Below are 26,407 nucleotides of genomic sequence, written 5' to 3'. Positions count from 1 at the left end.
AAAAGACGCCTGCCCTACGGGACGGGCGTCTTTCTGTTTGGAGGCGTGATGCGGATTTCTTACTCACCGAATGATATCTGCTGGAGGGAATACGAACCCTTTACCGTTCTATACGATTTACGCACGCGGCAGATGCTTACGCTTGAGAACGTGGCGGCTGATATATGGCATAAGATTGCCAATGAGAAGTCTTGTGAGCTTGTTGACATTGCCAGATATATCGCACAGCAATACGACTGTGATAGCGGTGAAGTCATCAGTGATGTGTGTTCCTTTGTTGACGAGCTTTATGAAATGGGCATTATCCTTCTTGATGGAGGCTACAGCGAGGCTGAAGCTGTGTCGGGGAATTTCGCCAAGCCGGATGATGATATTGAGGGCGAAGTTATGCGATGCTTGGAGCCGTACGATCAGATTTACTCAGCGACCTTTGAGATGACTTATGCGTGCAATGAAAGCTGTGTACATTGTTACGCTCATTTCCCTGGTGCCACGCAGTCGCATTGTGTAATTGATTTTGAAGACTACCGTGGTGCAATCGATGAGCTATGCGAAATGGGTTGTATGCATCTCGCTTTTACTGGTGGAGACCCATTTGTACATAGAGAATTCCCCGATGTTTTCTTCTATGCTAGAGAACGCGGGTTCGTCTGCGACGTATACACCAATGGATTATTTCTCTACGAGAATGATGCGCTGCTGGTGCGCTTGGCGAAAGCTAGGCCTAGGGCATTTTTCATTAGTCTGTATGGCTCAAATCCGAACGTGCATGATGCGATTACATGTAAACCTGGGTCATTCGACAGGACAATTCATGTTATAAAGCGGCTTCGGGAGCTCGATGTTCCTGTGGTTCTCAATGTTATGCTTCTATCGATCAATCATCTTGATCTTCCTAACGTTATCGATCTCGCTGAAAAGCTTGGAGTGGAATACCGCGTTAGTGCGAGTCTAATTTCGCGCAACGATGGCAGCGACAAACCCATGGAGTACTTCATTGGCGACAAGGCTGCTATTAGGACCGCGATTTCGGCGATCCGTAGTAACTATTTCTCAATTGACGTTTCTGCTTCGGGACTCGAAAGAACCAAGTACATGTGTGGTGCGGGAGTCACCTCGATCTCTATTGATCCCAGCGGGCAGATACATCCCTGTGTGTCCCTAAAAAATGTTCTTGGCAATATCAAGACCGGTACAGTAAGGCAAGCTTGGAATAGTCCAGCAAGAAAAACAGTGATGGAGTCTCTGAGATGGGATAACACGAGGGAATGTACATCCTGTAAAACCCGGGATTTCTGTCCACATTGTCCAGGTATGTCTCAGGCGGAATCTGGTGATATTTTTGCTTGCAATATGTGCGATAGGATAATATCCGAGTGCATAATGGAAATTGATTCCGGATACGTTGGAATGTAAGCTCGATTTTTGCGTCACTTCGACGTATCAGAAAATGCAATTATCGAAAACTTGCCTACACTCCCGTAATCCCGCGCGCCGCGCTCAGCAGCTCGTACTCTCTTTGACTCCACTGGCGCAGTTCGGCCGCGCACACGGCGTTGCGGCACAGGTCCAGGAATACCTCAGCGCCCTCGCAGAAGCACTCACGGGCAAAGGTGCCAGATCCGTCCGCAACGCACGCGCCGTCGGCGAAGAGCTTCCAGCTGGATGGCTCGCACGAGTCATCTCCGAGCAGCTTGATCTGCAGCACATGTGGATTGCCAGCAGCACAGAGCTCTTCCTCGAGCTTCTGTACCGTAAAGCGCATCTGGTGGGAGAGGCTGTTCTTGACCATGGCCGAGGCATAGCCGCTCGGCTTGTCCAGAAGATGCATTCGTTTTGGCTTGGCTACCAAGTTGTGGAAATTGCGCTCACTGCGCACAGAGAAATTGTCCATACGGACTCCTTTCATCGATGTTGGCAGGGCCACCGTGCCTCTTGGCCGGTTGGCGTCGGGATCGTGGAGCCAACTCTCTACCCCGACTCTGGATAAAACGCGCCCGCTCCTTGCGGGCACGATGGAGTCTATCAGCGCGCGCGGACACAAATCAAGCGCCGCCTGCGAAATGATGTGCGGGCGGCGCTTGATTGCGCGGCGAATATTCGACCTGTATTCGGATAAGTGTCGAAATCGTCCGTAAGAAAGTACGGAAAAGTGTCGAAATCGGCACCTCAAAAGAACGGAAAAGTGTCGAAATCGGCACCTCAAAAGAACGGAAAAGTGTCGAATCTGACGGTCTCAACATCTGGAATAGTGTAACTGGATAACAAAACAGCACGTAGAAGCTGGTGCTACATATGGACGCTTCAGCCGCCCTCAGCCCTCGCTACTCGTCCCCGTCGTTGGGGTCGCCCTTGAGGGTGTTGATATCCAAGTAGTCGTTGTCGTCCTCTTTTTGCTGTGTTGCCGATTCGGACTCGACGGGGCTGCGGAACAGCTGGAATCCCTCAAACGCAATGACGCCAAGCAGCACTACGACAATCGCTATAAAGACAATCTTTGCTACTGGATTGAAATCCAAAAAGCGCGGCGCCTCTTCCGCGGCGTAGTAGTCGCCATAATAATCGTCGTTATCAGTGTGGCTATCGGTGTATGAGGATGTGGGCATAGCTTGCGCATGGTCGTCCGGCTCGTATTCGGAAGCGGACGCGGCGACAAGCGGATTTACCGGCTCGCCGAGCGTTGGCGCGCCGGCAGTTGTTTCGTCCAGATCGGCATCAGCCCAGGAATCGAAGGCAAACTGACGGGTCGCAAAGTCGTCGAGATCTGCAACGGGCGGTTCGGGCGCAAGATGCTGCGCCGCGGCGATAAACGATGCCGTCTCGGAGGGATCGCCTGCCGAATGGGTTTTGCCGCTCATGGGCTCGTCGGCGGTCCAAGGGCGATCGCTCATCACGTCGTCGAGGCTCAACGCAAACAGATCGTCTTCGCCCTCGTCAAACACGCGTTTCGCATGCCTGGCGCCAGAAGCGAAGCCTCTGCGGTCGTTGCGTAATGCGTTGTTCGACCCCATCTTGTTCCATCCTTTCGAACTGTCTCGTCCTTCGATTATATGGAACTTGCCTTGCGGCCGAGTCTTGGATTCGTGCATTCCAGAACTCACGCCCAAAAGGGGAGGGGCGCAGGCGCACTGACTATTTGTCGCCGGCGGCAGCCTTTGCCTCGTTGAGGTAGCTATAGAAGCTGTACTTAGAGATGCCAAAGAACTCGCAGGCACGCTCGCTCGACTTGGAAATGAGGAAGGCGCCGCGACGATCGAGGTAGCCAATGGCGCGAATGCGCTCATCCTTGGTCATAAGGGCTGCGGGCTTGCCCACGTATTGCTCGCACTCGCGCAGCAGATCTTCGAGCAAGTCGCCGATGGTTTTGGTAATGGGCTCGGGCTCGGTGTAGCCCGTGCCGTCGGTGCCGGTAAAGGCATCGAGCGAGCGCTCAAAAGCTTTCATGAGCGTAATGTCAAAGTTAATGCCCAAAATGCCGACAGGCTTGCCTTCGTCGTTGCGGATAAAGATGGTCGAGGACTTAAGCAGCTTGCCATCGGCGGTTTTGGTGAGGTATGGCTCGCGGTCGTGCACGTCGGTGGTGTCCTCGTGCATGGACTCAAACACAATATGGCTGGGACCGTCACCCAGTTTGCGTCCGCTGACGTGGCCGTTTTCGATCACTACGATGGAGTGGTCTACGTCCTCGGTCTCCAGATCGTGGACGACGACTTCGCAGTTGGGGCCAAACTGGAGCGCCAGGCCGTGTGCAAGGCGCTTATAAAACTCAATCTGTGCGGGGGTCATGGGTGCCTTCCTAAAAATTAGTTTGGGCACACTTTGCCATAAACCCCACTTGTTCGCAAATAACGAAAGTGTCGCTGCGTTATGAGCGCAACACCGCCCGTTGGTTCCAGGCCTAAAGCCGGGCTGAGGTAAACCATGTAAAGGGGGCGCTCTGCCAAACGGCGGGGTGCCCCCTTTTTGCATCGTGGGCGTGCGGGATAAGCGCTTTCGATGTAGGTGCCCCGCGGCGCGCGTTATGGGTACGATGGCTTCAGGGGAGGTATCGCCATGAAACTTGGTTGCGTCATTATGGCTTCGGGCGAGGGCAAACGGTTTGGCTCTAACAAGATGCTTGCCGATATCTATGGCGAGCCGCTGATTGCCCGGACCATCGATTCGGTTCCCCGGGGCTTTGACGTTGTTGTTACGACGCGCTGGCCCGAGGTTGCTCAGATTTGCGAGGACAAGCATTGCCCGTGCGTGCTGCATGATGGCGAGCTGCGCAGCGAAAGCGTCCGTGCGGGCCTTTCGTGGGGAGTCGATCACAACTGGAAAGGTTGCCTCTTTTTGCCGGGCGACCAGCCGCTCGTGAGTTCGGATTCCTTTGAGGCACTCGCCGGTGCTTTTAAGGCCAACGGCGGTGTCGCGCCCGTGCGTCTTGCCCTGAACGGCGAGCCGGCCTCTCCGGTGCTGTTCCCCGCGAGCTTCTTTCCTAACCTTATGGGGCTTAAGGGCAAGGACGGCGGATCGTCGCTGCTGCGCGGCCGTGCCGATATCCAGTTGGTCGAGGCACGTGCCTACGAGCTGTGGGATGTCGACACCGCCAAGGGCCAGCGCCGCGTCTCAGAACACGTTGCGGCCTGCTACGCGCCTCGCTAGCAGGGGGTGCCGCCAGGGTAGCTAATTTGGGACGGGGCTCTTTTAGCTACCCTGCCTACCTGATGGTTTTTCTCTCAACATGGGGTAGCTAAAAGAGCCCCGTCCCAAATTAGCTACCCCTGGAGGCTGGTGGCGACGACGGGGCGGCCGAGGGCAGCCTCAAAGCGGTCGGCCATCGTGGGGTCGCTGAGCGTGTCGACTTGGTTGAGCATGACGCGTGCGGTGCAGAGTCCCAGCGCCTGCATCTCGGCATTGAGCACCTGGGCGACGCGCTCGGGCGTGGCGGTATCGGTGAGCTCGCAGCCGCAACGCTCGCAAAAGAGCTCGGGGCGGTGGACGGCTTCGTTGATGGGCTTGCCGAGCCCCGAGGCGCCAACGATCCAGACGATGTTGGCCGTGCCAGAGGGAATCACCGGCTCCCAGGCGGCGTGGGCTTTGAGCGGGAGCCGCTTGCTGCCGTCCGCCTCGGCCAAGACGTAGTTAAAGCGCTGTGCCAGCTCGCCGAGCGGCTCGGCGGGGGCAGAGAGCTTGCCCGTCTCGGGGTCCAAGACACCTGCTTGGCGGATGCTTCCCCGCGCAAGGCCCGCGCAGGCCTCGCAGGTGCAACCGGGGACATGTGCGGCGCCCGGCTTCCAAGGTGCGGAGTCCAGGCGACGACTCGACCCGTTCCATGGCACGCCGGCGACGGGAAACATATGCGTGGTGGTGCAGAGGAGCACGCGGCCGCCCGCGCGCATAAGCTCAAGGCCGAGCGCCTTGAGCAAGGTCGACTTGCCGCCGCTGCCGATAATCGCGGTAATGCCCGGCTCGAGCTTGAGCGCGGAGGCAAGGTTTCCGCTCGTCGTTTCCATCTGTTCACCGCCGTATAATACTGTGATAATAAATAATCATTAGAGTAGCGGTCGAACCGCTTTTGCTCTGCTCAAACCGTAGCACAGGGAGGTGCCCCGGAAATGCTCGTTTATGTTCGCGGCGCCGGCGATATCGCCACGGGCGTCGCCGCCCGTTTGGTGCGCGCCGGCGTGTCGGTTGTCATGGCCGATATCGCGGTTCCCACGTGTATCCGTCGCACGATCAGTTTTTGTGAGGCCATTCGCCTGGGCGAGGTCCAGGTCGAGGGCATTCGCGCTCGCTTGGCGCAGACGCCGGCAGAGGCGCTTGCAATTACCCAGGCCGGCGATGTTGCCGTCGTGGTGGATCCCCAGGCCAAGATGCTCGGCGAACTTAAGCCCGCTGCCGTGGTCGACGCGATCCTGGCTAAGCGCAACTTGGGCACCACGCGCGATATGGCGCCTGTCGTCATCGCCGTAGGACCGGGCTTTACCGCGCCGGTCGATTGCGATGCCGTGGTCGAGACCATGCGCGGGCATTTCCTCGGCCGCGTCATCACCCAGGGCTCGCCCCAGCCCAATACGGGCGTGCCGGGTGTCATCGCCGGCTATGGCAAGGAGCGCGTTATCCACAGCCCCGCCGCCGGCGTGTTTAGGTCCGACCATGTGATTGGCGACATCGTGAGTGCCGGTGATGTGATTGGGCATGCGGGCGACACTCCCATGGTCACGCAGATTGACGGCTGCTTGCGCGGCCTTTTGGCCGACGGCGTTCTGGTGACCGAGGGCTTTAAATGTGCCGACGTCGACCCGCGTGGCGATGCCAGCTATATCAACTATATTTCGGACAAGGCGACGTCGGTCGGCGGCGGCGTACTCGAGGCGCTCGCCATGTTCACCGACGTTTTTAGGGGATAGGAAGCGACGATGGAAAAGCTCGATGTGGTGAATGCTGCGCTTGGCGCTCTGAAGGCTGGTAGGACGTGCGAGCTGGTGGTAGTTGCCGGCACGGCAGGGTCATCGCCGCGCGGCGTGGGTGCCTGGATGGCCGTCTTTGCCGATGGCAGCCAAGCGGGTACCATCGGCGGCGGTAAGATTGAGCTCCTTGCGCTGGACGAGGCGCGCGAGCTGCTGGCCGCAGGGCAATCGCGCCTGGTCCGCTACACCATGGGCGGCGAGAACTCCGATACCGGCATGATCTGCGGCGGAGCCATCTGCCTGTGCTATCTGCACCTGGATGTATCGCAAGCGCCGTTGTTCCAGTCGGTTGCCGACGTCTTGGCGTATCGACGCATCGGCGACTTCGTCATCGACTTTGAACCGTTTATCGCAAGCGCGCTCGAAAGCGACGCCGCCGAATACCATGGCGAGGAGTCGCGCCGCACCATTGTGGGTTGCCCCGGGCTTTCGCTGACGGAAGAGGGGAGTAAGGTCACCTACACCAACGCCGCCTCCGAGATTCCCCCGGCGCACATCGAGACGCTTTGCCCCGAGGGCCTGACCTACATCTTTGGCTGCGGTCACGTGGGCGCCGCGACGGCGCGCGTGCTCACGGCGGCGGGCTTTGCCGTCGTGGCGTGCGATGACCGCCCCGGCACGTTGACGCCCGAATGGGTGCCCGGCGTCTACGACCGTCGTCTGGTCGACTACAAGAACCTGGACGAGTTGTGCCCCATCGGTCCGCGCGATCTGGTAGTCGTCGCCACGGCGGGTCACAAGTCCGATATCGATGTGGTGATTCAGGCCATGCGCGCCAAGCCCGCCTATTTGGGTTGCCTGGGTTCGCGCCGCAAGACGGCCTTTGTGCGGGCTCGCTTGGAGCAGGAGGGCTTTACGCAGGACCAGATCGACGAGCTGCACCTGCCGATCGGCGTTGCCATTCAGGCCGAGGACACCGAAGAGATCGCCATCTCCATCGCCGCCGAGATGATCCATCTGCGTCGCACCAAGCTCGTCCCCCGCAAGCGCTAGTCGCATCCCAGGGGTAGCTAATTTGGGACGGGGCTCTTTTAGCTACCCTGCCTGCTCGATGATTTTTCTGGGACGGGGACTAAAAAATCATTAGGTACGCAATGATTTTTAAATCCCCGTCCCAGAAAAATCATCTCGAGGCGTTCGCTCACTGTTGGGTAGCTAAAAGAGCCCCGTCCCAAATTAGCTACCCCAGCTCTCTGTCGCATGCGGGTCAAAATGCTACCTGTGCCATATGCCCTATAATGTCCGCCCGTTGGGCGGCATAGGGCCGCTGCCTAGGGTATGGGAGGCGCAAATGGCAGAGTCGGTGGCAGGGGACGCCCTGTTCGAGCGTACGGGAAAAGTTTCGTTTGTGCAGGTATTGCCCCATGCACTGCAGCATGTGCTGGCGGCATTCGCGGGTATCGTTACGCCCGCTATCATCATCGCGTCGGTCTGCGGCTTTACCCCTCAAGAGGAAGCCGCCGTCATTCAGGCGTCGCTGGTCCTCTCGGCGCTTGACATTTTCCTTCAACAGTTCCCCATAAAAGGCATCGTCGGCTCGGGCTTGCCCATTGTGATGGGTGCGAGCTTTACCTTCGTGCCGGCACTTAAAGCGGTCGGTCTTGAGCTTGGTTTCGAGGCCGTGCTGGGCGCTCAAGTTATCGGCGGCGCGCTCGTCGTACTCTTCGGTCTTTTGTTTAAGCGCGTGAGCTTTCTGTTCCCAGCTCCGGTGCTCGGTACCGTCATCTTTGTCATTGGCCTGTCGCTGTGCCCGGTTGCCGTGGCGTCCATGGCAGGCGGGGAGGGCGCGGCCGATTTTGGCAGCGTCACCAACTGGACCGTCGCGCTCGTGACGTTTGTCGTCACCTTTATGGTCGGTAACTACGGCAAGGGCGCGCTCAAGCTGGGCAGCATCCTGGCCGGTATCTGCGCAGGTTTTGTCGTTGCGGCGGTGTTGGGCATGGTCGACTTATCGGCTGTCGCGACTGCAAGTTGGTTTGCCCCACCGGCGTTTGGCGCCCATCGTCTGGTGTTCGATCCAGCGGCGTGCGCCGTGGTGGGCGTTGTGGCCATCGTGAACGCCGTGCAGGTTATGGGAGAGTTTGCCGCCGTGTCCTCTGCTGCGCTCGATACCCCCGCGACCGATAGTCAGATCTCGGGCGGATTGATCGCCAATGGTCTCGTCGGTATGCTCTCGGGCTTTTTGGGCGGCGTCCCCACGGCAACCTTTGGCCAGAATGTGGGCATCATCGCCGAGAACAAGGTCGTCAACCGTATGGTCTTTACGCTCGCAGCCGCCATTCTGCTCGTCGCGGGCCTGCTGCCCAAGTGCGCGGCAGTGCTCACGTCCATTCCGCAACCGGTGATCGGCGGCGCCACGATCGGCGTGTTCGCAACCATCGGCATGAACGGTGTGGTCATGTTTTCCCGCCACGGCCTGTCTCAGCGCGATACCACGCTCATGGGTCTCTCTATCGCCTTTGGCACGGGTATTGAGCGCACGGCCGGCGCGCTTGCCGGCGCTGGATTCCCCGCATGGGTCGACACCGTCTTTGGCGGATCCTCCATTGCCGTCGCCGCACTTGTCGCCGTCGTCCTCAACCTGGTCCTGCCTCGCCAAAAATAACGCCCCATATATGAGTTGCGGTGAAATACGGATTGTTTAAGCCGGTTAAGCTGTCAAACAGTCCCTATTTCACTGCAACGGCTTTTTGGGACCCATTTGTGCGAGGGAGTTGTGGAGTTGTGCAGGCAGACGATGTTTTTCTGGAAATACGCACCCAATGCGCGTATAGTACCGATTGTTTTGTCGGCTCCTGCTGCGTCGAGTCCAAACCGCGAAATGCCATGAGCGGCGCGGATGCAGTCAGGAGGCACGAGGACAACCCACCGTGGCCACGCCCCGTGCTTAAAACCCCAAGAAGGAGTGAACAATGGCAGAAGAGAAGTATGTGCCGCGTCTGAAGGCCAAGTACAACAACGAGGTCAAGCAGCAGCTTCAGGACAAGTTCCAGTACGAGAACGTCATGATGATCCCCAAGTTTGAGAAGATCGTCGTGAACATGGGTGTCGGCGAGGCCGCTACCGATTCCAAGGCCATCGACGGTGCCGTGCGCGACCTGCGCGCCATCACCGGCCAGCAGCCGATGATCACCCGTGCCCGCAAGTCCATCGCTACCTTCCGCCTGCGCGCTGGTATGCCGATCGGCTGCAAGGTTACCCTGCGTGGCGACCGTATGTGGGAGTTCTTCGATCGTCTGACCTCCGTCGCTATCCCCCGTATCCGCGACTTCCGCGGCATCTCCGCCAAGAGCTTCGACGGCCGTGGTAACTTCTCCATGGGCGTCACCGAGCAGCTCATCTTCCCCGAGATCGACTTTGACTCCGTCGATCACCAGCGTGGTATGGACATCACTTTCGTGACCACCGCCAACACCGATGAGGAGGCCAAGGCCCTTCTGGACGCCTTTGGTTTCCCGTTCAAGAAATAGGTTCACCTGCCCTATAAGCGCCGTTCCCACAAGGGGGCGGCGCTTGGGGCGAACAATACTCTATGTGAGGAGGATATAAGTGGCTAAGACATCGATGATCGTCAAGTGCAATCGCAAGCAGAAGTTCTCTACTCGTGAGTACACGCGCTGCCAGCGCTGCGGCCGTCCGCACTCTGTGTACCGCAAGTTCGGCCTGTGCCGTGTCTGCTTCCGCGAGCTTGCACTCAAGGGCGAGCTTCCCGGCGTTAAGAAGGCCAGCTGGTAAGTCACTACCAGCGTTTCAAGCATCCGTTTGGAACAGGGAAAACGTGCTAGTTAGGCTTTGCCGTTAAGGGCGGCGAAGAACCAAGAGCACGTGTTCATCAAGAACGAAGGAGAATCTGTATGAACCTTACAGACCCGATCGCAGATATGCTTACGCGCATTCGTAACGCTAACTCTGTGAACAAGGCCACGGTCTCCATGCCGAGCAGCAAGAAGCTCGTCGAGATCGCTCGTGTTCTGCACGAGGAGGGCTACATCGAGGGCTACGATGTCGAGGACACCGTTCCCCAGAAGACTCTGCACATCACGCTTAAGTATGGTCCCAAGAAGGCTAAGGTCATCAACGGCATCCGTCGCATTTCCAAGCCGGGCCTGCGTAAGTACACCGGCGTTGCCGACATGCCCCGCGTCCGCGGTGGCCTTGGTACCGCCATTATTTCCACCAGCCATGGCGTCATGACCGACCGCGATGCTCGCAAGCACAACGTCGGCGGCGAGATCATCGCTTACGTCTGGTAATTCGCTCGGTAGGTAGAAGGAAAGGAGATCACCGTGTCTCGTATCGGTAATAAGCCTGTCCAGATTCCCGCCGGAGTCGAAGTGGCAGTCAACGGCAACAACGTTGTCGTCAAGGGCCCCAAGGGCCAGCTCGAGCTCGATGTCTATGAGAAGCTCGCTATCAACATCGAGGACAACGTCCTCACCGTTTCCCGTCCCGACGACGAGCGTGAGACCCGTGCCCGCCACGGCCTCACCCGCGCCCTCATCCACAACATGGTTGTTGGCGTTTCCGAGGGCTTCGAGAAGAAGCTCGAGCTCGCCGGCGTCGGTTACCGCGTGCAGCAGAAGGGCAAGAACCTCGAGTTCTCCCTGGGCTTCTCGCACCCCGTGATCGTCGAGGCTCCCGAGGGTATCACCTTCGAGGTTCCCGACAACACCCACGTGAACGTCAAGGGTATCAACAAGCAGCAGGTCGGTCAGATCGCCGCTGAGATCCGCGGCCATCGTCCTCCCGAGCCTTACAAGGGCAAGGGTATCCACTACGTTGGCGAGCACATCCGCCGCAAGCTGGGTAAGGCCGCCAAGTAGTCGTAACCGACTCACTCGCATAAGACCAGCACCCCGTTAGGTGCTGGCAAGATCAACCTTTTTAGGAGTTTACGTATGAACAAGCATAAGGCGAAGCTGGAAGGCCTCAAGCGTCGTCAGCGTCGTGTTCGCGGCAAGATCTCGGGTACCGCCGAGCGTCCGCGTCTTCGCGTGACCCGTACTAACGCCAACATCTATGCCCAGATCATCGACGACAGCAAGGGCTCCAGCCTGACGCTCGTCTCTGCCTCGACCCTCGAGGCCGAGTTCAAGGGCACCCACACCTCGAACAAGGAGGCTGCGGAGAAGGTCGGTCAGCTCGTTGGCAAGCGTGCCATCGAGGCCGGCATCACCAAGGTCGCCTTCGATCGCGGTGGCCGTATCTACCATGGCCGCGTCAAGGCCCTCGCCGACGGTGCTCGTGCCGCCGGTCTCGAGTTCTAGGAGGTATGTAGCACATGGCTCGTAATCAGAAGCAGCAGCGCGAGGCCTCCGAGTTCGAGGAGCGCGTCGTTTACATCAACCGCGTGTCGAAGACCGTCAAGGGCGGTCGTCGCATGAGCCTCGTCGCTCTCGTCGTCGTTGGCGATGGCAAGGGCAACGTCGGCGTTGGCATGGGCAAGTCCGCTGAGGTGCCCATGGCCATCTCCAAGGCGTCTCTCGATGCCAAGAAGAACATGTTCCACGTGCCGGTGACCGAAGAGGGCACCATTCCGCACGAGGTTATCGGCCACTTTGGTGCCGGCCGCATCATCATCAAGCCCGCTGTCGAGGGTACCGGCGTTATCGCCGGCGGCGCTGTGCGTCCCCTCTTTGAGCTTGCTGGCATCAAGAACGTCCTGTCCAAGTCCCTCGGTACCGACAACGGCCTCAACATCATCAAGGCTGCCGTCGAGGGCCTCAAGGAGCTCTCCAGCCCTGAGGACGTCGCGGCTCGCCGTGGCCTGACGGTCTCCGAGATGTTCGTCGGTAAGGAGAACTAAGCATGGCTGACACCATCAAGATCAAGCAGGTCCGCAGCACCAACGGTTGCAAGCAGGACCAGGTCCGTACTGTCCGTGCCCTCGGTCTCCACAGGATCCGCGAGGTTCGCGAGATTACTGACAACGAGTCCGTCCGCGGCATGATCTTCAAGGTCAAGCACCTTGTCGAGATTGTAGAGGAGTAGCAAATGCAGCTTCACGATCTTACTCCCGCGCCCGGTTCCACCAAGAACCGCAAGCGCGTTGGCCGTGGCAATTCTTCGGGTCACGGCACCACTTCTGGCCGCGGCCAGAAGGGCCAGGGCTCTCGCTCTGGCGGCACCAAGGGTGCCGGCTTCGAGGGTGGCCAGACTCCGCTGGCTATGCGCCTGCCCAAGCTTCCGGGCTTCCGCAACCCCCGTCGTATCGAGTACACCGCTGTTAACGTTGAGCGTCTCGAGCGTAAGTTCGAGGATGGCGCTGTGATCGACGGTGCCGCTCTTAAGGCCGCTCGCATCACCAAGAGCGAGTTCGAGCCCGTCAAGGTGCTCGGCAATGGTGAGCTTACCAAGAAGTTCACGGTCAAGGTCGACAAGGTCAGCGCTTCTGCGCAGGCCAAGATCGAGGCCGCCGGCGGAAAGGTCGAGCTGCCGTGCTAAATGGTCTTAAGAATGCTTTCCGCATCAAAGAACTGCGCGAAAAGATTCTTTTTACCATAGCTATGCTCGTCGTGTACCGCATTGGTGCGCACGTTCCTGTGCCCGGCATTCCCTTCCAGGGGATGCTGGGCCTTTTCTCGACCGATAACAATTCGGTCGCCGCAGGTGCTATGGCCCTCCTGAATCTTTTCTCTGGCGGCGCGTTGAGCTATGTGTCGGTGTTTTCGCTGGGCATCATGCCTTACATCACCAGCTCGATCATCCTCCAGATGCTCCAGGCCGTTGTGCCTTCCCTGCATGAGCTTGCCCGCGAGGGCGAGGTCGGTCAGACCAAGATTACGCAGTATTCGCGTTACCTCACCCTGGCTCTGGCAATCCTCAACTCCGTGGGTTACCTCTTCCTCTTTAAGAGCTTCGGCATCAGCTTTAATGGCGCCGCCGCTCCCGAGATCATCTTCGACCTCATGATCGTCGGCACGCTCACCGCGGGCGCCATGCTGATCATGTGGATTGGTGAGCTCATTACCCAGCGTGGTATCGGCAATGGCATGTCGCTGATCATCTTTGCGAACATCATGGCCGGTCTGCCGCAGGCGATCTTCTCCAGCACCGAGGGCAATGGCGGTGGCATCATCACTATGGTGATCATCTGCGCCATCATCCTGCTGGTTATCCCGCTGATTGTTTTCCTTGAGCGCGGCCAGCGCCGCATTCCGGTCTCCTACGCTAAGCGCGTCGTGGGCCGTCGCATGATGGGTGGCCAGACCACCTACCTGCCCATCAAGGTCAACACCGCGGGTGTCGTGCCGATCATCTTCGCTTCGGCGCTGCTGTACTTCCCGGCTCAGGTTGCCGTGTTCTTCCCCGGCATCGGCTGGATTCAGGCAGTTGCCTCTGCGCTTTCGACCGGTTGGCTCAACTGGGTGCTTAACGTTGTCCTCATCGTGTTCTTCGCGTACTTCTACACCTCCATGGTGTTCAATCCCGATGACACGGCCGACAACCTTAAGAAGCAGGGCGGCTTTATTCCGGGCGTTCGTCCGGGTAGGGCTACCGCGGCCTACATCAAGAACGCGCTCAACAAGATTACGCTTCCCAGCGCTGTCTTTTTGGCGCTCATCGCCATCGTGCCTTCGATCATCTTCTCCTTCACGGGCAATCAGCTGATCCAGGCATTTGGCGGCACGTCCATCCTCATCATGGTCGGCGTCGTGCTCGACACGGTCGACAAGCTCGAAGGCCAGATCAAGATGTATGATTACGATGGATTCTTTAAATAGGCTAGAGGAGGATTGCTCATGAACCTCGTATTGCTCGGAGCTCCGGGTGCCGGTAAGGGCACCGTTGCACAGGAGCTCGTCGCCGAGTTTGGCGTCGCTCACATCTCCACGGGCGACCTGCTGCGTGCTGCCGTCAAGGGTGGCACCGAGCTTGGTATTCAGGCTAAGAAGTACATGGACGCTGGCGAGCTCGTTCCCGACCAGCTCGTGATCGACCTTGTCAAGGAGCGCCTTGCCGCCGATGACGCCCAGCAGGGCTTCATCCTCGACGGCTTCCCGCGCAACACCGCCCAGGCTGTGACGCTCGATTCCGAGCTCTCCACCATGGGTCGCGAGATCGACTGCGCCCTTCTGGTCGACGTTGCCCCCGAGGTCATTATCGATCGTCTGTCTTCGCGTCGCACCTGCCGCGCCTGCGGTTACACCGGCACTGCTGCCGATGTTACCTGCCCCAAATGCGGCGGCGAGATGTATCAGCGCGACGACGATAAGCCCGAGACCATCAAGAACCGTCTCGATGTCTACGAGAAGTCCACGAGCCCGCTTGTCGATTACTATCGTGGCCAGGGTCTGCTCAAGTCGGTCAACGGTGACCAGGCTCGCGAGACCGTATACGGGGATGTCAAAGAGGCCCTCGGTCTATGATTAAGATTAAGTCTGCAACGCAAATCGAGCAGATGAAGAAGGCAGGAGCGCTATCTAAGATGGCGCTCCGCCACGTTGGAGCCATGGTGCGTCCCGGCGTTTCGACTTTTGAGCTCGATCAGCTCGCGGAGCAGATTATCCGCATGCATGGCGGCACCCCGGCCTTTAAGGGTTACGGCGGGTTCCCGGGGACCATTTGCGCATCGATCAACGATGCCGTGGTCCACGGTATTCCCAACCCCGATATGATCCTGCGCGATGGCGATATCATCTCTATCGATACGGGAGCCGTTGTCGACGGTTGGGTTGGCGATAACGCATGGACGTTTTTCGTCGGCACCCCTACGCCCGAGGCCAAGGCCCTGTGCGAGGTCACGCGCGATTGCCTTAAGGCTGCCATTGAGCAGGCTGTTCCCGGTAACCATATCGGGGATGTTGGTTATGCCGTCCAGTCCCTCGCCGAGTCTCACGGTTATGGCGTGCTTCGTGACTATGTGGGTCATGGCATTGGCCGCGTGATGCACGAGGACCCCAACGTTCCTAACTATGGAAAGAAGGGGAGGGGCGTTCGCCTCCAGGCCGGTATGGTCATTGCCATCGAGCCGATGGTAACGATGGGTTCCAACCATGTGAGCACGGGCTCCGACGGTTGGATCGTCACCACCAACGACCACCTGCCCGCCGCGCACTACGAGAACACCGTCGCCATCACCAATGACGGTCCGGTGATTCTCACCACCGATGCGCAAGGATCCTGGTGCTCGCTCCAAGGCGGAGAAATGTAAAAGTCGCCGCCCCCTGATGCCCAACCTCGCCTTTCAATTTCGAAGGCATGACCCCAAGGTCTATGCCTTCTCATTTCAAGGCGATCTTGGGCATCAGGGAACGGCTTTGTTTTACATTTCAAATGTAACAAGTTCCACGTAGTTGTGGAGCCATTACGAAGTTATTACGATGCGTGTATACGTGTTGTAGAATACTCAATCGCTGTCGTTTTCTAGAGAAAGATGATTGCTTGTGAAGAAGGAAGACGCAATTGAGCTCGAGGGTACGGTAAAGGAACCGTTGCCTAATGCCATGTTTAAGGTCGAGCTCGAGAACGGTCATTCGGTTCTGTGCAACATTTCTGGCAAGATTCGAATGAATTACATCCGTATTCTCCCCGGTGACAGGGTTGTCGTGGAGCTTTCCCCGTACGACCTGACCCGCGGCCGCATCACCTATCGCTACAAATAGCGGCACGCATACACGCACTCTATTTCCGACTGCAGGCTTAGCTCAACCTACGGTCGGATTGTGTGTGAAGACCAGCCATAGTTTTAAACGCCTGCGGCTGGGCGAGTAGATAGTAGGGAAGTAGTTTGAGCGCTACCGAAAGGAAGAACGATGAAGGTACGTCCTTCGGTCAAGAAGATGTGCGATAAGTGCAAAATCATTAGGCGCCATGGCAAGGTCCTCGTCATTTGCGAGAACCCCCGTCATAAGCAGCGTCAGGGTTAAGAGAGGAGACTACGTTGGCCCGTATTAATGGTGTCGACCTCCCGCGTGAGAAGCGCGTTGAGATCGGTCTGACCTACATTTACGGCATCGGCCGCACCACTGCGACGAAGATTTGCGTCGAGTGCAACGTTAACGTGGATACGCGCGTTAAGGACCTCACCGAGGATGAGGTTAACGCCATCCGCGAGTATATCGACAAGAACCAGATCATGGTTGAGGGCGACCTCCGCCGTGAGCGCAACCAGAACGTCAAGCGCCTTATGGACATCGGCTGCAACCGCGGCCTTCGTCACCGCAAGGGCCTCCCGGTCCGCGGCCAGCGCACCCACACTAACGCTCGTACCCGCAAGGGCCCGAAGCGTCAGATCGGTGCTAAGAAGAAGAAATAAGGAGCGCTAGATAGATGGCTACTGCTAAGAAGAACGTTCGCGCTGCCCGTCTGAAGCGCGCGGACCGTAAGAACATTTCCGTGGGCCAGGCTCACATCCGTTCTACGTTCAATAACACGATCGTTTCGATCACCGATCCCCAGGGCAACGTCATTTCCTGGAAGTCGGCTGGCCAGGTGGGCTTCAAGGGCTCCCGTAAGTCCACGCCGTTCGCTGCCCAGATGGCTGCCGAGGCTGCTGCCAAGCAGGCCATGGAGCACGGTATGAAGAAGGTTTCCGTCTTCGTCAAGGGCCCCGGCTCCGGTCGTGAGACCGCCATCCGCTCCCTCCAGGCTGCTGGCCTCGAGGTCTCGAGCATTCAGGACAAGACCCCCATCCCGCACAACGGCTGCCGCCCCAAGAAGCGTCGCCGCGTGTAACTGAAAGGATCGTATCAATATGGCAATCGACAGGACTCCTGTTCTTAAGCGCTGCCGTCAGCTCGGGATCGATCCCGCTGAGCTCGGTTACAGCAGCAAGAAGGAATCTATCCGTCAGCCCAAGCGCCGTCGCAAGGAATCTGAGTACGGCATGCAGCTGCGTGAGAAGCAGAAGGTCAAGTTCATCTATGGCGTTCTAGAGAAGCAGTTCCACGGCTACTTCAACAAGGCCCGTAAGATGAACGGCGTCACCGGTGAGAACCTCATGATCATCCTTGAGTCTCGCCTCGACAACGTTGTTTTCCGTCTTGGCTTCGCTCGCACCCGTAAAGAGGCTCGTCAGTCCGTCCGCCACGGTCACTTCACCGTGAACGGCAAGCGCGTGGACATCCCGTCCTACCGCGTCAAGGCCGGCGACGTCGTCGCTGTCGGCGAGAAGTTCCGTGACCTCCTCCCCATCAAGGAGGCTCTGATTTCCTCCGAGCGCTTTGAGGTCCCTGGCTGGCTTGAGGTCGATATCGAGAAGCTGTCTGGTAACGTGCTCGCTCTGCCGACGCGTGAGCAGATCAGCGGTGATATCAACGAGCAGCTCATCGTCGAGCTCTACTCTAAGTAGTCCATCCGGGCTGCTGAGGCTGGAGGTAATACATGTCAGAATTCATTAGGCCTCAGGTTCAGGTCGAAGAGATCAACGAGACGTCTGCTCGTGTCTCCGTCGAGCCGCTCGAGCGCGGTTACGGTGATACGCTGGGCAACTCCTTGCGTCGCGTTCTTCTGTCCTCGCTCGAGGGTGCCGCCGTCGAGGCTATTCAGATCGATGGTGCGCAGCACGAGTTCATGACCATCCCTAACATGGTCGAGGATGTCACTGACATCGTCCTGAATGTCAAGGGTCTTGTCTTCAGGGCTCTCGGCACGACCGACGAGGCGACCGCCACCATCTCGGTTGACGGCCCCTGCGAGGTCACCGGTGCGGACTTCTTTATTCCGTCCGAGTTTGAGTTGGTCAACCCCGAGCAGCACATCGCTACGCTCACCGAGGGTGGCCATCTCACCATGAGCATGCGCATCGGCTATGGCCGCGGCTATGTCTCTGGCGAGGCCAACAAGCGCGACAACGATCCCATCGGTGTGATCCACGTCGACTCGCTGTACTCGCCGGTATCCCGTTGCGCCAAGCTCGTTGAGGCTTGCCGTGTCGGTCAGCACACCGACTACGACCGCCTTGTCCTCGAGATCGAGACCAACGGCTCCATCGCCCCGCGCGACGCCGTGGTCCAGGCTGCCAATATCATCAACCAGCATATGGCTGCCTTTATGAACCTTGCCGAGACCCCCGAGGTCGAGGAGGAGGTTTCGATCTTCGCTCCCGAGGTCACCAACGACAACGCCGAGCTGGACAAGCAGATCGAGGATCTGGACCTTTCTGTCCGTTCCTACAACTGCCTTAAGCGTGCCAGCATTCACTCGGTCCGTCAGCTCGTTGAGTTCTCGGAGAACGATCTTCTGAACATCCGCAACTTCGGTGTTAAGTCGATCGAGGAAGTGAAGGACAAGCTTGAGTCCATGGGCCTGAGCCTGAAGGCTTAATGCTTCGCATATTTGAGGAGAAACTAGACCATGCGTCACAACGTTAAGAAGGGCCTGAAGCTCGGCACCGATGCGAGCCACACCAAGGCCATGAAGAAGAGCCTGGCCAAGGCCCTCTTCGAGAACGACCGCATCAAGACCACCGAGACCCGCGCTAAGGCGCTGCGTTCGGTTGTCGAGCCGATCATCACCTGGGCCAAGAAGGGCGACCTGCACTCTCGTCGTCTGGCTATCGCCAAGCTCGGCGATAAGCAGCTCGTTGCCGAGATCTTCGACAAGGCTGCTCAGGGCATGTGGCAGGATCGCAACGGCGGTTACACCCGCATCATGAAGCTCGGTAACCGTAAGGGCGACAACGCTCCCATCGTTATCATGGAGCTCGTCACCGAGCCTTGCACGCCCAAGGCCAAGAAGGCTGCTCCGGCCCCCAAGAAGGCCGCTGCTCCCAAGAAGGTCGAGGCTGTCGAGGAGACCGCTGCCGAGGAGGCTCCTGCTGAGGAGACCGCTGAGTAGACAATTCGTCTGCATAGGCTATATTCGAGGGGTACGTTCGCGTACCCCTCTTTTTTTGTCGCGATATCGTTGTTTGTTTGTTGGGAGCGCCCATGACCGCGCCGTCTGATTTCAATTTGACTCCAGAGCTCGATGCCACGTTGGTGTTTCGTGTTGCCTATGACGGCTCGTCCTATAGCGGATTTGCCGAGCAGCCGGGGCAGACGACGGTTGCCGGAGAGCTGCGTCTTGCCATAGAGACGCTCTTGCGCCGCTCAGTCGATTTGACGTGTGCCGGGCGCACCGATGCAGGGGTGCATGCGGTGGCCCAATACATCAGCGTGCCCGTTATGGACGCTGAGCTCGCTTTAACGCGCCGCAGGTGGCTGCGAGCTATGGATGCGCTGCTGCCCAAAGATATCGCCGTTAATGAGGTCTACAAGGCCCGTAAGGGCTTTTCTGCGCGTTTTGACGCACGTTCTCGGACCTATACCTACCGCATTGCAGATCGCGATGCGCGTCCGGTGCTATCGCGTGGCGCAGTATGGTGGCATCGTTATCCTTTGGACGTGGATGCGATGGCAGGCGCCTGCCCAGCGCTTTTGGGCGAACAGGACTTTAAGAGCTTTTGTAAGGTCGCTTCTGCCGTGGGCAAGCCAACGCATCGTTGCGTGATGCGTGCCGAGTTTGGCCACGAGGTCGCCTTTGGCGAGGATATCCTCACGTTTACCATCGAAGGCAATGCGTTTTTGCATTCGATGGTGCGCACCATCGTGGGAACGCTCGTCGAGATCGGCATGCATCGCCGCGATCCCGAGTGGATGCGCGAGGTGATTGACGCTTGCGATCGTACTGCTGCGGGTCCCACGGCGCCGGCGTGCGGCCTTACCTTTATGGGCGTAGATTATGACCCCACCGAGCTCGTCGCGCTCGAATAGGGGAGAAGCGAGAGCCATCTAAGTATGCTGCTCGTGTGGGCGAGCCGTGTGCAACATCTGTTCTTGGCGTGCAGCGCATCAGGCGACTCATTGCGTTTATTGCCGGGGTGTACCATGAACGGCAGTTGATTATTGCTGTCGAGAGGATGGATAACTTGCTTCGACGTGGCTCGCTTCCGCGACTTTCGGTGATCCTTGTTGTGGAGGGTTCGCCCAGCTACGCGATGCGCGCACTCGAAAGCGTCCAAAACCAAGACCTCTACGATATGCAGATTGTCGTTGCATGTCGCAACGCTGCGCCGGGCGTTCGTCATTCGCTCGATGTTGCCGCGGGCAGAGATATTCACATCGATTTGATAGACGTTGACGATCCGTCGAGCGGAGCTTGCCTTCGCGAGGGTTTTGCCGCTTCGCGCGGGGCCCACATTATCGCTATGAGCGCCGATGAGTGGTTTGCGCCGCACGCGTTTTTGGCAATGCTCGATGTCGCTTGTGAGACCTCGGCAGATATCGTATTTCCCTCGGTGTCGCTCGATCGCTACGATACGCATCGGGAACGCCATTCTCGTATGTTGGATGCGCAATCCATTGCCCTTGCCGACGATGGAGACCGGGCTTCAGGCCTGGCCAAGCTGGTCGAGAGCGGTCTGGTTTGTCAACATTCCGGCGTGATGTATGAACGCGCCCTGTTTGAGTTGTGTCTGCAGCATGCCGAGTCGTATCGTGCGATCGCCTTTTTGGCGCCTGCCCTTTCGCATGCGGAACGCGTATTTGGGTGCGCCGAAGCTTGTTTCCATACGGCCGCGCCATCGGTTGCGGATTCATTCGACCCCACCATGTTCTCGCGACTTTCCGATGACGCCAAGGCGCTTGAAGAGCTTTGCGTGCCATTTGACGCAATAGATGACGATAACCATCTAAAGCTGGCCTGCCAACGGTTTTACTATGGCCGCTTGGTTGCTTGTATCGAGAATTTGTGCCTGAGCCCCCATGGGGTGTCTTCAATTGAGCGCACGGCACGATTGCGTGATATGCTCAACGACGTGCGGACCCGCCAGATGGCGGTGGCCCTTAAGGGAGAGCGCCGAGGCCTTGGGCTTTTGTTTGGGCCGATTGCCAACGTTAAGCCTATGCGCTGCGTTATGTATGCGCATCTGGCTGCTTTTTTGAACAGAACGGGCGCAAGGATAGCCTAGCTGTGTCATATTCGAAAATAATTTGCATATAATTGTTTCGAAATGCGTTCTTATTCACAAATAGCCTCAAATAGCGCTAAACTATTCAATCACTGATAGATTGTCTTCGCCATCTATGGAGTGAGGTTTTATATGGCTAAAAAACGCAACGGGCGCCAGGATGCCATCAGAGATATCGTGCGCAATAAAGACGTGCGTACGCAGCGCGTGCTGGTGGACGAACTCCGCGCCATGGGCTTTGATTGCACGCAGGCGACGGTTTCGCGTGACATCGCCGATATGGGGCTGCGCAAACTGCCCGAGGGCATCTATGTTCTGGCTGAGGACCTGCACCTGCAGCGCATGGTCTCCGAGCTGGTTACCGGTGTGTTGCGTACCGACAACCTGGTTATGATTAAGGCTCAGCCCGGCACCGCCTCGGGCATTGCCGCGGCTGTCGATGCGGCCGAGCTGCCCGATGTGCTCGGATCGCTTGCCGGCAATGACACGATTTTGGTTATCGCTCAGACTGCCGAGGATGGCGAACGCCTCGAAGCGCTGATTAACAAGCTCAGTGCCGCGCGTAAATAGCTTTACGCACGTAAACAACGCCAGCTAAGACGGTAGAAATACAGGGGCGTCGGTTTTGAGCTGACGCCCTTTTTGTGACAGTCCTGTCGTGGCATCTCGATTGCGCGCGATATGCCATGTATGTCCCAACAAAAAGCGCCCGAGCATTTGAGCTGCTCGGGCGCATTGCTATCTACTGACCTGTGGAGGGATCGGGGGTCGGGCTAGGGCTGGGATCGGGGGTCGGGCTAGGGTCGGGGCTGGGGCTGGGGCTGGGGTCGGGGCTGGGGCTGGGGTCGGGGTTGGGAGTAGGGGTGGTACCGCCGCCATCGCCTTCGCCGCCGGTGTTACCGCCCTCGCTGCCGCTCCCGCCGGTGGTCTCCTCCTCTTCTTCCTCGTCTTCGTCCTTATCCTCGCCCTCTTCCTTCTTCTTGTTGTTTGTGCCGTAGAACTTCCAGACGTTATTGTTCTTGTACGTGGGAGCCGTTCCGGTCGGGAACTCCTCGCGCTCGGCGCCCGCAAGAACGGTGTTCATGAACTTCTTAAAGACGGGCAGGTTGGTGCTGTCGCCCAGCAGGTCCGAACCGTACTTTTGGATGGGAATCTCGCCTGCGGAATAACCGGTCCACAGGGCGCATGCCAGTTGCGGCGTGTAGCCGCAGAACCACAGGTTGGTGGTGTTGTCAGTGGTGCCCGTTTTGCCGGCATAGGGCTGGTTGACGTTCAGCGCGCCGGCGGCACCCGTGCCGCTGCCCTGCATGACGCCGGATAGAACGTCGGTAACCGCGGCAGCCTCGCCTTCGGTGAGCACCCGCGTGGGATTGTCGGTGTGCTGGTACAGAACCGAGCCGGTACGCGAGTCGATCTCGGTGATGGCGATCGGCTGGCGATAATAGCCGCCGTTGGCAAAAGCGGCGTAGGCCGATGCCATCTCGAGCGGTGAGATGGACCCGGTGCCGAGCGTCATGACGGGAACGTCCTCGATATTGTCCTTGGCGGGATCGATGCCGAGCTTTTTGACGAGCGACATGATCTTGTCATTGCCGATGGCTTCGGCCACCTGAATGTAGCCGGTGTTGGATGAGTATGCCGTTGCCTGCTTAAGCGTGATGTTGCCATAGCTCTGCTTGCCATAGTTTTGCACCTCGGTCGTGGTGCCCTTGGCCTTGAGTGGCGAGTTGCAGTTGAGACTGACGTTGGGGTTCATGCCGTTTTGGATGGCAGTTGCCAGCGTAAAGGCCTTAAACGTGGAGCCCACGGGGCGCTTTGCCGTAGCGTGGTTCACGTGATTCTCGTCGGCGTTGTAGTCGTAGCCGCCCACCATGCACTTGATGTAGCCGGTCTTGGGGTCAACGACAACCATGCCCATGTCCAGGCCATCGAGCGAAAGCGTGTCGAGCTGTGAGCGCACAGCCTCCTCGGCCACCTGCTGCATGGTGGGGTCGATGGTGGTCTTAACAGTCAGGCCACCCTTAAAGAGCACGTCGGTGGAGAACTCCTGCTCGAGCAGCTGTTTGACATAGGAGATAAAGTAGGGCTGTGAGTATACGTCGACGCCGCTGCCCGAGATCTCGGTCACGTTGAGGGTGATGGGCTCAGCCTGCGCGGCATCGTGCTCTTCCTGCGTGATGTGGCCCAGGCGCAGCATGTTGTCCAGAACCTTGTTGCGGCGGGACAGCGCCAGGTCGGGATTAACCGTGGGGTCGTACTGTGAAGGCGAGTTGGGCAGACCGATGAGCAGCGCGGCCTCGCTCAGGGTGAGGTCGGAAGCACTCTTGGAGAGGTAGGTCTCGGCGGCGGCCTCGATGCCATAGGCGCCGTGGCCATAGTAAATGGTGTTGAGGTACATCATGAGGATCTCGTCTTTGGAGTACATGTCCTCCATCTTGATGGCGATATAGGCCTCGCGTACCTTACGCTCGATGGTCGAGTCGAACTGCTCCTCCTGCAGGATGGTGTTGCGCACCAGCTGCTGGGTGATGGTCGAGGCTCCTTCGTGGCCGCCGGCAAGGGTTGCCACCGAGGCACGCGCGATGCCCAAGAGGTCGATGCCGCCGTGCTCGTAGAAACGCTCGTCCTCGACGTCGATCGTGCCCTGCAGGACGTACGGGGAGACCTGGTCCTTGGTGATGGACTTGCGGTTTTGGGTATAGAAGCTGGCGATCTTGTTGCCGTTGCAGTCAACAATCTCGGTGGGCTCGCTGACCAGATAGGCGTTGGCGTCGGTGTAGTCGGGCAGGTCGGACAGCCAGCGGTTGACGTTGCCGATCATGCCGATGCCAAATGCTACGCCCGCGATGAGCAAAAAGCCCAAAAGCGAAAGCAGGATGACGGGCAGGACGTGCGTCTTAGAGCGACCGTGTCCCTGTCGTTGGCGAGGACCCATATGTTGACCTCCAAGTATGTCGTGCCAGGCGGCGGGTATGCGTCGGGCAGGATGGACATAAGTTATTACACGATAAACCAATCGAGCCGCGCGAAGCCTCGTGTATGCTGGTTGACGGCAATTAACAGAGCGATTGCATACCTTGGTAAGGAGTTTGCCGATGGCGATTTGGGCGACGGAGCCTAGCAGACAATGCGGGAATGGGACGCCAACATCGGGGCTGGCACTGCCCGAGCTGTTGGCTCCTGCTGGCGGGCTCAATCAGATGCTCGCCGCGATCGCGGCAGGTGCCGATGCCATTTATGCCGGGTTGAGCGGATTTAACGCCCGCGTGAGTGCGCACGGGTTTAGTGACGACGAATTTGCGCGCGGGTGTGCCGTGGCGCACGCCCATGGTGTGCGCGTGTACGTGACGCTCAACGTATTCGTGTTCGACGACGAGCTGTCCGAAGCCGTGGCACTGGGGGCACATGCGCATGCGCTGGGCGCCGATGCACTGATCGTGGCAGATGCGGGCCTAGCCCGCGCGCTGCATGCGGCAATTCCGGGGGTCGAGATTCATCTGTCCACCCAAGCGGGCGTCCATAGCAAGGGGGCCGTGCGTTTGGCGGCTGACGAGCTGGGGGTCGAGCGCGTGACGACGGCGCGCGAGCTGACCGTGGCAGAGATTGCGACGCTCTGCGCTACCGGTGTGCCCATCGAGGTGTTCTGCCATGGCGCCATATGCATTGGCTATTCGGGCGCGTGCGAGTTTTCGGCCCTGCGGCGCGGACGGTCGGCGATGCGTGGCGACTGCACGCAGCCGTGCCGCCTGGCATACGATTTGGTGGATGAGGCTGGGGAGAGCGTCGTTGCCGTCGAAGGCGATCGTCTGCTCTGCCCGCGTGACTATCTGGGCATTGCTCATTTACCCGAGCTTGTTGCTGCCGGGGTGGCGTCGCTCAAGATCGAGGGGCGTATGAAGAACCCCGACTACGTCTACAACGTGGTGCGGGCGTGGCGCCGAGCGCTCGATATGCTGCGTGATGGCGCGTGGGATCCCGATGCCGTGCAGGCGCTCGAACGTGAGCTGGGAAGGTCGTTTAACCGCGGGTTTACCGACGCGTATCTGCGAGGCCGCTCGGGCGCGGAGCTTATGAGTTTTGAACGCGCGATCAACCAGGGCGTGCGTGTGGGCCGTTTGGTTGCCGTGGGACATGAGGAAGTGACCGTCGAGCTCGATGCTGCCGTGGCGGCGGGCGATACGCTCGAGATCAGGTTTTACCCGGGCGCCGACGCGCGTCCCGATGTACCTAAACGCTGGCCGCAAGTTCCCTGCCCGGTGGATGCCGCGGCGGGGGAGCGCATCGTTGTCCATTGCAAGCGCAAGGTCGACGCGGGCTGCGAAGTGTATCTGATTCGCAGCGCTGGTGTGCTTGAGCAAACGGCGGCGGCGCTGGATCGCATGCGGGCCGAGGCCGATGCGGCCGTGCTTGCGAAACGCGCTGTCGAGACGCTGCCGTTTGCGGGCGTTCTGATGGATAGCGGAACGCAGCCGGAAGAACCTGCAGAGTCTGTCGCCGCTCGCTTGGTCTTTGCCTGGCAGCTGATGGACCAGGACCCGAACGAAGGGCTCGACCTGTCCGATGCGACTGTTGTGCTCGACGAGGTCTGCCGTGTGGGCGATATCGAGCGGACTCGGTCGCTCATGCAGCGCGCCGGCCGCATCGTCTGTCGTAATCTGGGACAAGTGGCGATAGCTCGCGAACTGCGCGTCGTCTTTGACGTGGCAGCGCCGGTGTTCTGTGCGAACCGGGCAACGCTCGCCTGGTTGCGAGGGCTTGGGGCGCAGCGCGTGTTTTTGCCTGCCGAACTTGTCGCTCACGATGCGAAACGCGTTGCCGAGCTTGCCGCCTGTCCTGGCGTCCTGGGCCCCGTCGATACCGACCGTCCCGAGCTCATGGTGTGCGAGCACTGCCTGCTGACCGCAGAGGGCGTCTGTGCCACCGATGCGACGGGACAGGTCTGTTGCCGCGACTGCTTGCGTCGCCGGCAGACGCGCTATCTGGTTGAGCGTGACGGTACGCGTTTGCCAGTTGCCATCGACGCATGCGGCAGGACGAGGATTTTCCTGTCGTAGGTGCCGCG

32 protein-coding genes and 1 riboswitch are annotated in these 26,407 nt (G+C 58.9%); of the genes, 27 read left to right on the top strand and 5 right to left on the bottom strand.

Translation table 11 applies throughout. From position 1 onward, the window contains the following. The first annotated feature begins 48 nt into the window (after positions 1-48). Positions 49-1,416, top strand: a complete 1,368-nt coding sequence (locus tag ACTM86_RS01165) for a PqqD family peptide modification chaperone (protein WP_441015036.1) — start codon at positions 49-51, stop codon at positions 1,414-1,416. Between the two features lie 55 nt (positions 1,417-1,471). Here ACTM86_RS01165 and ACTM86_RS01160 read toward each other — a convergent pair whose 3' ends face one another. The 3 genes from ACTM86_RS01160 to ACTM86_RS01150 form a co-directional block, all read right to left on the bottom strand. Continuing rightward, complete coding sequence (locus ACTM86_RS01160) at positions 1,472-1,894, bottom strand: hypothetical protein (protein ID WP_441015035.1); 423 nt, start codon at positions 1,892-1,894, stop codon at positions 1,472-1,474. 8 nt (positions 1,895-1,902) lie between these two features. Continuing rightward, positions 1,903-1,993, bottom strand: a riboswitch (SAM riboswitch). Positions 1,994-2,324: 331 nt separating this feature from the next. Continuing rightward, positions 2,325-3,011 (bottom strand): hypothetical protein, encoded by a 687-nt coding sequence (locus tag ACTM86_RS01155; RefSeq protein ID WP_441036891.1) that lies wholly within the window; start codon positions 3,009-3,011, stop codon positions 2,325-2,327. Positions 3,012-3,132: 121 nt separating this feature from the next. Further along, a complete protein-coding gene (locus ACTM86_RS01150; RefSeq protein WP_427717686.1) occupies positions 3,133-3,786 on the bottom strand; it encodes a helix-turn-helix transcriptional regulator in 654 nt (217 codons plus the stop codon). A 267-nt stretch (positions 3,787-4,053) separates the two neighbouring features. Between ACTM86_RS01150 and ACTM86_RS01145 the strand changes: the two genes are divergently transcribed. Beyond that, a complete protein-coding gene (locus ACTM86_RS01145; RefSeq protein WP_441015031.1) occupies positions 4,054-4,644 on the top strand; it encodes a nucleotidyltransferase family protein in 591 nt (196 codons plus the stop codon). A 113-nt stretch (positions 4,645-4,757) separates the two neighbouring features. Here the strand turns inward: ACTM86_RS01145 and yqeC are convergent, their stop codons facing one another. Further along, entirely contained in the window at positions 4,758-5,495 is a 738-nt protein-coding gene (yqeC, locus tag ACTM86_RS01140; protein WP_441015029.1) for a selenium cofactor biosynthesis protein YqeC, read from the bottom strand. Positions 5,496-5,597: 102 nt separating this feature from the next. Between yqeC and yqeB the strand changes: the two genes are divergently transcribed. From yqeB to ACTM86_RS01020, 24 genes are all read left to right on the top strand, one after another. Beyond that, entirely contained in the window at positions 5,598-6,392 is a 795-nt protein-coding gene (gene yqeB, locus ACTM86_RS01135; protein WP_441015027.1) for a selenium-dependent molybdenum cofactor biosynthesis protein YqeB, read from the top strand. Positions 6,393-6,401: 9 nt separating this feature from the next. Beyond that, positions 6,402-7,445, top strand: coding sequence for an XdhC family protein (locus ACTM86_RS01130; RefSeq protein ID WP_441015025.1), 1,044 nt, complete (start codon positions 6,402-6,404; stop codon positions 7,443-7,445). Positions 7,446-7,743: 298 nt separating this feature from the next. Then, positions 7,744-9,057 carry a uracil-xanthine permease family protein gene (locus ACTM86_RS01125; protein WP_441015023.1) on the top strand — a complete coding sequence of 438 codons (1,314 nt, stop codon included), beginning with the start codon at positions 7,744-7,746 and terminating at the stop codon, positions 9,055-9,057. 307 nt (positions 9,058-9,364) lie between these two features. Next, the gene (rplE, locus tag ACTM86_RS01120; RefSeq protein WP_154516073.1) at positions 9,365-9,922 is read left to right on the top strand and encodes a 50S ribosomal protein L5; all 558 of its coding nucleotides are present in this window, start codon (positions 9,365-9,367) and stop codon (positions 9,920-9,922) included. A 79-nt stretch (positions 9,923-10,001) separates the two neighbouring features. Beyond that, a complete protein-coding gene (locus tag ACTM86_RS01115; protein ID WP_022094280.1) occupies positions 10,002-10,187 on the top strand; it encodes a type Z 30S ribosomal protein S14 in 186 nt (61 codons plus the stop codon). Positions 10,188-10,306: 119 nt separating this feature from the next. After that, positions 10,307-10,705 (top strand): 30S ribosomal protein S8, encoded by a 399-nt coding sequence (gene rpsH / locus ACTM86_RS01110; protein WP_006235262.1) that lies wholly within the window; start codon positions 10,307-10,309, stop codon positions 10,703-10,705. A gap of 33 nt (positions 10,706-10,738) precedes the next feature. Continuing rightward, complete coding sequence (gene rplF, locus ACTM86_RS01105) at positions 10,739-11,275, top strand: 50S ribosomal protein L6 (RefSeq protein WP_370450587.1); 537 nt, start codon at positions 10,739-10,741, stop codon at positions 11,273-11,275. A gap of 75 nt (positions 11,276-11,350) precedes the next feature. After that, positions 11,351-11,719, top strand: a complete 369-nt coding sequence (gene rplR, locus ACTM86_RS01100; RefSeq protein WP_118270231.1) for a 50S ribosomal protein L18 — start codon at positions 11,351-11,353, stop codon at positions 11,717-11,719. Positions 11,720-11,733: 14 nt separating this feature from the next. Then, positions 11,734-12,258: a 30S ribosomal protein S5 gene (gene rpsE / locus ACTM86_RS01095; protein ID WP_154516070.1), complete on the top strand. Its 525-nt coding sequence runs from the start codon at positions 11,734-11,736 to the stop codon at positions 12,256-12,258. Between the two features lie 2 nt (positions 12,259-12,260). After that, positions 12,261-12,443 carry a 50S ribosomal protein L30 gene (gene rpmD / locus ACTM86_RS01090; RefSeq protein WP_154516067.1) on the top strand — a complete coding sequence of 61 codons (183 nt, stop codon included), beginning with the start codon at positions 12,261-12,263 and terminating at the stop codon, positions 12,441-12,443. Positions 12,444-12,446: 3 nt separating this feature from the next. Continuing rightward, the gene (rplO, locus tag ACTM86_RS01085; protein WP_006235267.1) at positions 12,447-12,896 is read left to right on the top strand and encodes a 50S ribosomal protein L15; all 450 of its coding nucleotides are present in this window, start codon (positions 12,447-12,449) and stop codon (positions 12,894-12,896) included. Then, on the top strand, positions 12,890-14,176 hold the full coding sequence (secY, locus tag ACTM86_RS01080; RefSeq protein ID WP_370450586.1) for a preprotein translocase subunit SecY: 1,287 nt from the start codon (positions 12,890-12,892) through the stop codon (positions 14,174-14,176). Before rplO ends, secY begins: the two co-directional genes overlap by 7 nt. An 18-nt stretch (positions 14,177-14,194) precedes the next feature. Continuing rightward, positions 14,195-14,821: an adenylate kinase gene (locus tag ACTM86_RS01075; RefSeq protein WP_154516064.1), complete on the top strand. Its 627-nt coding sequence runs from the start codon at positions 14,195-14,197 to the stop codon at positions 14,819-14,821. Continuing rightward, entirely contained in the window at positions 14,818-15,606 is a 789-nt protein-coding gene (gene map, locus ACTM86_RS01070) for a type I methionyl aminopeptidase (protein WP_329738298.1), read from the top strand. Before ACTM86_RS01075 ends, map begins: the two co-directional genes overlap by 4 nt. A 232-nt stretch (positions 15,607-15,838) precedes the next feature. Further along, positions 15,839-16,057, top strand: a complete 219-nt coding sequence (infA, locus tag ACTM86_RS01065; RefSeq protein ID WP_035137443.1) for a translation initiation factor IF-1 — start codon at positions 15,839-15,841, stop codon at positions 16,055-16,057. A 150-nt stretch (positions 16,058-16,207) separates the two neighbouring features. Beyond that, complete coding sequence (gene rpmJ, locus ACTM86_RS01060) at positions 16,208-16,321, top strand: 50S ribosomal protein L36 (RefSeq protein ID WP_006363204.1); 114 nt, start codon at positions 16,208-16,210, stop codon at positions 16,319-16,321. A 14-nt stretch (positions 16,322-16,335) separates the two neighbouring features. Continuing rightward, on the top strand, positions 16,336-16,710 hold the full coding sequence (gene rpsM, locus ACTM86_RS01055; RefSeq protein WP_154516058.1) for a 30S ribosomal protein S13: 375 nt from the start codon (positions 16,336-16,338) through the stop codon (positions 16,708-16,710). 14 nt (positions 16,711-16,724) lie between these two features. Continuing rightward, a complete protein-coding gene (gene rpsK, locus ACTM86_RS01050; protein ID WP_006235274.1) occupies positions 16,725-17,129 on the top strand; it encodes a 30S ribosomal protein S11 in 405 nt (134 codons plus the stop codon). A gap of 19 nt (positions 17,130-17,148) precedes the next feature. Continuing rightward, positions 17,149-17,745, top strand: a complete 597-nt coding sequence (rpsD, locus tag ACTM86_RS01045) for a 30S ribosomal protein S4 (RefSeq protein WP_006235275.1) — start codon at positions 17,149-17,151, stop codon at positions 17,743-17,745. Positions 17,746-17,777: 32 nt separating this feature from the next. Beyond that, positions 17,778-18,719 (top strand): DNA-directed RNA polymerase subunit alpha, encoded by a 942-nt coding sequence (locus ACTM86_RS01040; RefSeq protein WP_154516055.1) that lies wholly within the window; start codon positions 17,778-17,780, stop codon positions 18,717-18,719. A 30-nt stretch (positions 18,720-18,749) separates the two neighbouring features. After that, positions 18,750-19,232, top strand: coding sequence for a 50S ribosomal protein L17 (gene rplQ, locus ACTM86_RS01035; RefSeq protein WP_271742473.1), 483 nt, complete (start codon positions 18,750-18,752; stop codon positions 19,230-19,232). 92 nt (positions 19,233-19,324) lie between these two features. Further along, positions 19,325-20,149: a tRNA pseudouridine(38-40) synthase TruA gene (truA, locus tag ACTM86_RS01030; RefSeq protein ID WP_441015021.1), complete on the top strand. Its 825-nt coding sequence runs from the start codon at positions 19,325-19,327 to the stop codon at positions 20,147-20,149. Between the two features lie 155 nt (positions 20,150-20,304). Next, positions 20,305-21,345: a glycosyltransferase gene (locus tag ACTM86_RS01025; RefSeq protein WP_441053278.1), complete on the top strand. Its 1,041-nt coding sequence runs from the start codon at positions 20,305-20,307 to the stop codon at positions 21,343-21,345. A 132-nt stretch (positions 21,346-21,477) separates the two neighbouring features. Further along, a complete protein-coding gene (locus tag ACTM86_RS01020) occupies positions 21,478-21,915 on the top strand; it encodes an arginine repressor (protein WP_154516043.1) in 438 nt (145 codons plus the stop codon). Between the two features lie 172 nt (positions 21,916-22,087). Here the strand turns inward: ACTM86_RS01020 and ACTM86_RS01015 are convergent, their stop codons facing one another. After that, complete coding sequence (locus ACTM86_RS01015; protein ID WP_441015017.1) at positions 22,088-24,280, bottom strand: transglycosylase domain-containing protein; 2,193 nt, start codon at positions 24,278-24,280, stop codon at positions 22,088-22,090. Positions 24,281-24,440: 160 nt separating this feature from the next. Between ACTM86_RS01015 and ACTM86_RS01010 the strand changes: the two genes are divergently transcribed. After that, on the top strand, positions 24,441-26,399 hold the full coding sequence (locus ACTM86_RS01010; RefSeq protein WP_441015015.1) for a U32 family peptidase: 1,959 nt from the start codon (positions 24,441-24,443) through the stop codon (positions 26,397-26,399). The last annotated feature ends 8 nt before the right edge of the window (positions 26,400-26,407 follow it).

The organism is Collinsella sp. HCP3S3_E11, from assembly GCF_052067375.1.
Classification (GTDB): domain Bacteria; phylum Actinomycetota; class Coriobacteriia; order Coriobacteriales; family Coriobacteriaceae; genus Collinsella.
This window is presented reverse-complemented; position numbering and strand designations above follow the sequence as displayed.

Coding starts and splice junctions, on each gene's coding strand:
- ACTM86_RS01165 (WP_441015036.1), top strand. CDS start 49: ATGCGGATTTCTTACTCACCGAATGATATCTGCTGGAGGGAATACGAA.
- ACTM86_RS01160 (WP_441015035.1), bottom strand. CDS start 1,894: ATGGACAATTTCTCTGTGCGCAGTGAGCGCAATTTCCACAACTTGGTA.
- ACTM86_RS01155 (WP_441036891.1), bottom strand. CDS start 3,011: ATGGGGTCGAACAACGCATTACGCAACGACCGCAGAGGCTTCGCTTCT.
- ACTM86_RS01150 (WP_427717686.1), bottom strand. CDS start 3,786: ATGACCCCCGCACAGATTGAGTTTTATAAGCGCCTTGCACACGGCCTG.
- ACTM86_RS01145 (WP_441015031.1), top strand. CDS start 4,054: ATGAAACTTGGTTGCGTCATTATGGCTTCGGGCGAGGGCAAACGGTTT.
- yqeC (WP_441015029.1), bottom strand. CDS start 5,495: ATGGAAACGACGAGCGGAAACCTTGCCTCCGCGCTCAAGCTCGAGCCG.
- yqeB (WP_441015027.1), top strand. CDS start 5,598: ATGCTCGTTTATGTTCGCGGCGCCGGCGATATCGCCACGGGCGTCGCC.
- ACTM86_RS01130 (WP_441015025.1), top strand. CDS start 6,402: ATGGAAAAGCTCGATGTGGTGAATGCTGCGCTTGGCGCTCTGAAGGCT.
- ACTM86_RS01125 (WP_441015023.1), top strand. CDS start 7,744: ATGGCAGAGTCGGTGGCAGGGGACGCCCTGTTCGAGCGTACGGGAAAA.
- rplE (WP_154516073.1), top strand. CDS start 9,365: ATGGCAGAAGAGAAGTATGTGCCGCGTCTGAAGGCCAAGTACAACAAC.
- rpsH (WP_006235262.1), top strand. CDS start 10,307: ATGAACCTTACAGACCCGATCGCAGATATGCTTACGCGCATTCGTAAC.
- rplR (WP_118270231.1), top strand. CDS start 11,351: ATGAACAAGCATAAGGCGAAGCTGGAAGGCCTCAAGCGTCGTCAGCGT.
- rpsE (WP_154516070.1), top strand. CDS start 11,734: ATGGCTCGTAATCAGAAGCAGCAGCGCGAGGCCTCCGAGTTCGAGGAG.
- rpmD (WP_154516067.1), top strand. CDS start 12,261: ATGGCTGACACCATCAAGATCAAGCAGGTCCGCAGCACCAACGGTTGC.
- rplO (WP_006235267.1), top strand. CDS start 12,447: ATGCAGCTTCACGATCTTACTCCCGCGCCCGGTTCCACCAAGAACCGC.
- ACTM86_RS01075 (WP_154516064.1), top strand. CDS start 14,195: ATGAACCTCGTATTGCTCGGAGCTCCGGGTGCCGGTAAGGGCACCGTT.
- map (WP_329738298.1), top strand. CDS start 14,818: ATGATTAAGATTAAGTCTGCAACGCAAATCGAGCAGATGAAGAAGGCA.
- rpmJ (WP_006363204.1), top strand. CDS start 16,208: ATGAAGGTACGTCCTTCGGTCAAGAAGATGTGCGATAAGTGCAAAATC.
- rpsK (WP_006235274.1), top strand. CDS start 16,725: ATGGCTACTGCTAAGAAGAACGTTCGCGCTGCCCGTCTGAAGCGCGCG.
- rpsD (WP_006235275.1), top strand. CDS start 17,149: ATGGCAATCGACAGGACTCCTGTTCTTAAGCGCTGCCGTCAGCTCGGG.
- ACTM86_RS01040 (WP_154516055.1), top strand. CDS start 17,778: ATGTCAGAATTCATTAGGCCTCAGGTTCAGGTCGAAGAGATCAACGAG.
- rplQ (WP_271742473.1), top strand. CDS start 18,750: ATGCGTCACAACGTTAAGAAGGGCCTGAAGCTCGGCACCGATGCGAGC.
- truA (WP_441015021.1), top strand. CDS start 19,325: ATGACCGCGCCGTCTGATTTCAATTTGACTCCAGAGCTCGATGCCACG.
- ACTM86_RS01020 (WP_154516043.1), top strand. CDS start 21,478: ATGGCTAAAAAACGCAACGGGCGCCAGGATGCCATCAGAGATATCGTG.
- ACTM86_RS01015 (WP_441015017.1), bottom strand. CDS start 24,280: ATGGGTCCTCGCCAACGACAGGGACACGGTCGCTCTAAGACGCACGTC.
- ACTM86_RS01010 (WP_441015015.1), top strand. CDS start 24,441: ATGGCGATTTGGGCGACGGAGCCTAGCAGACAATGCGGGAATGGGACG.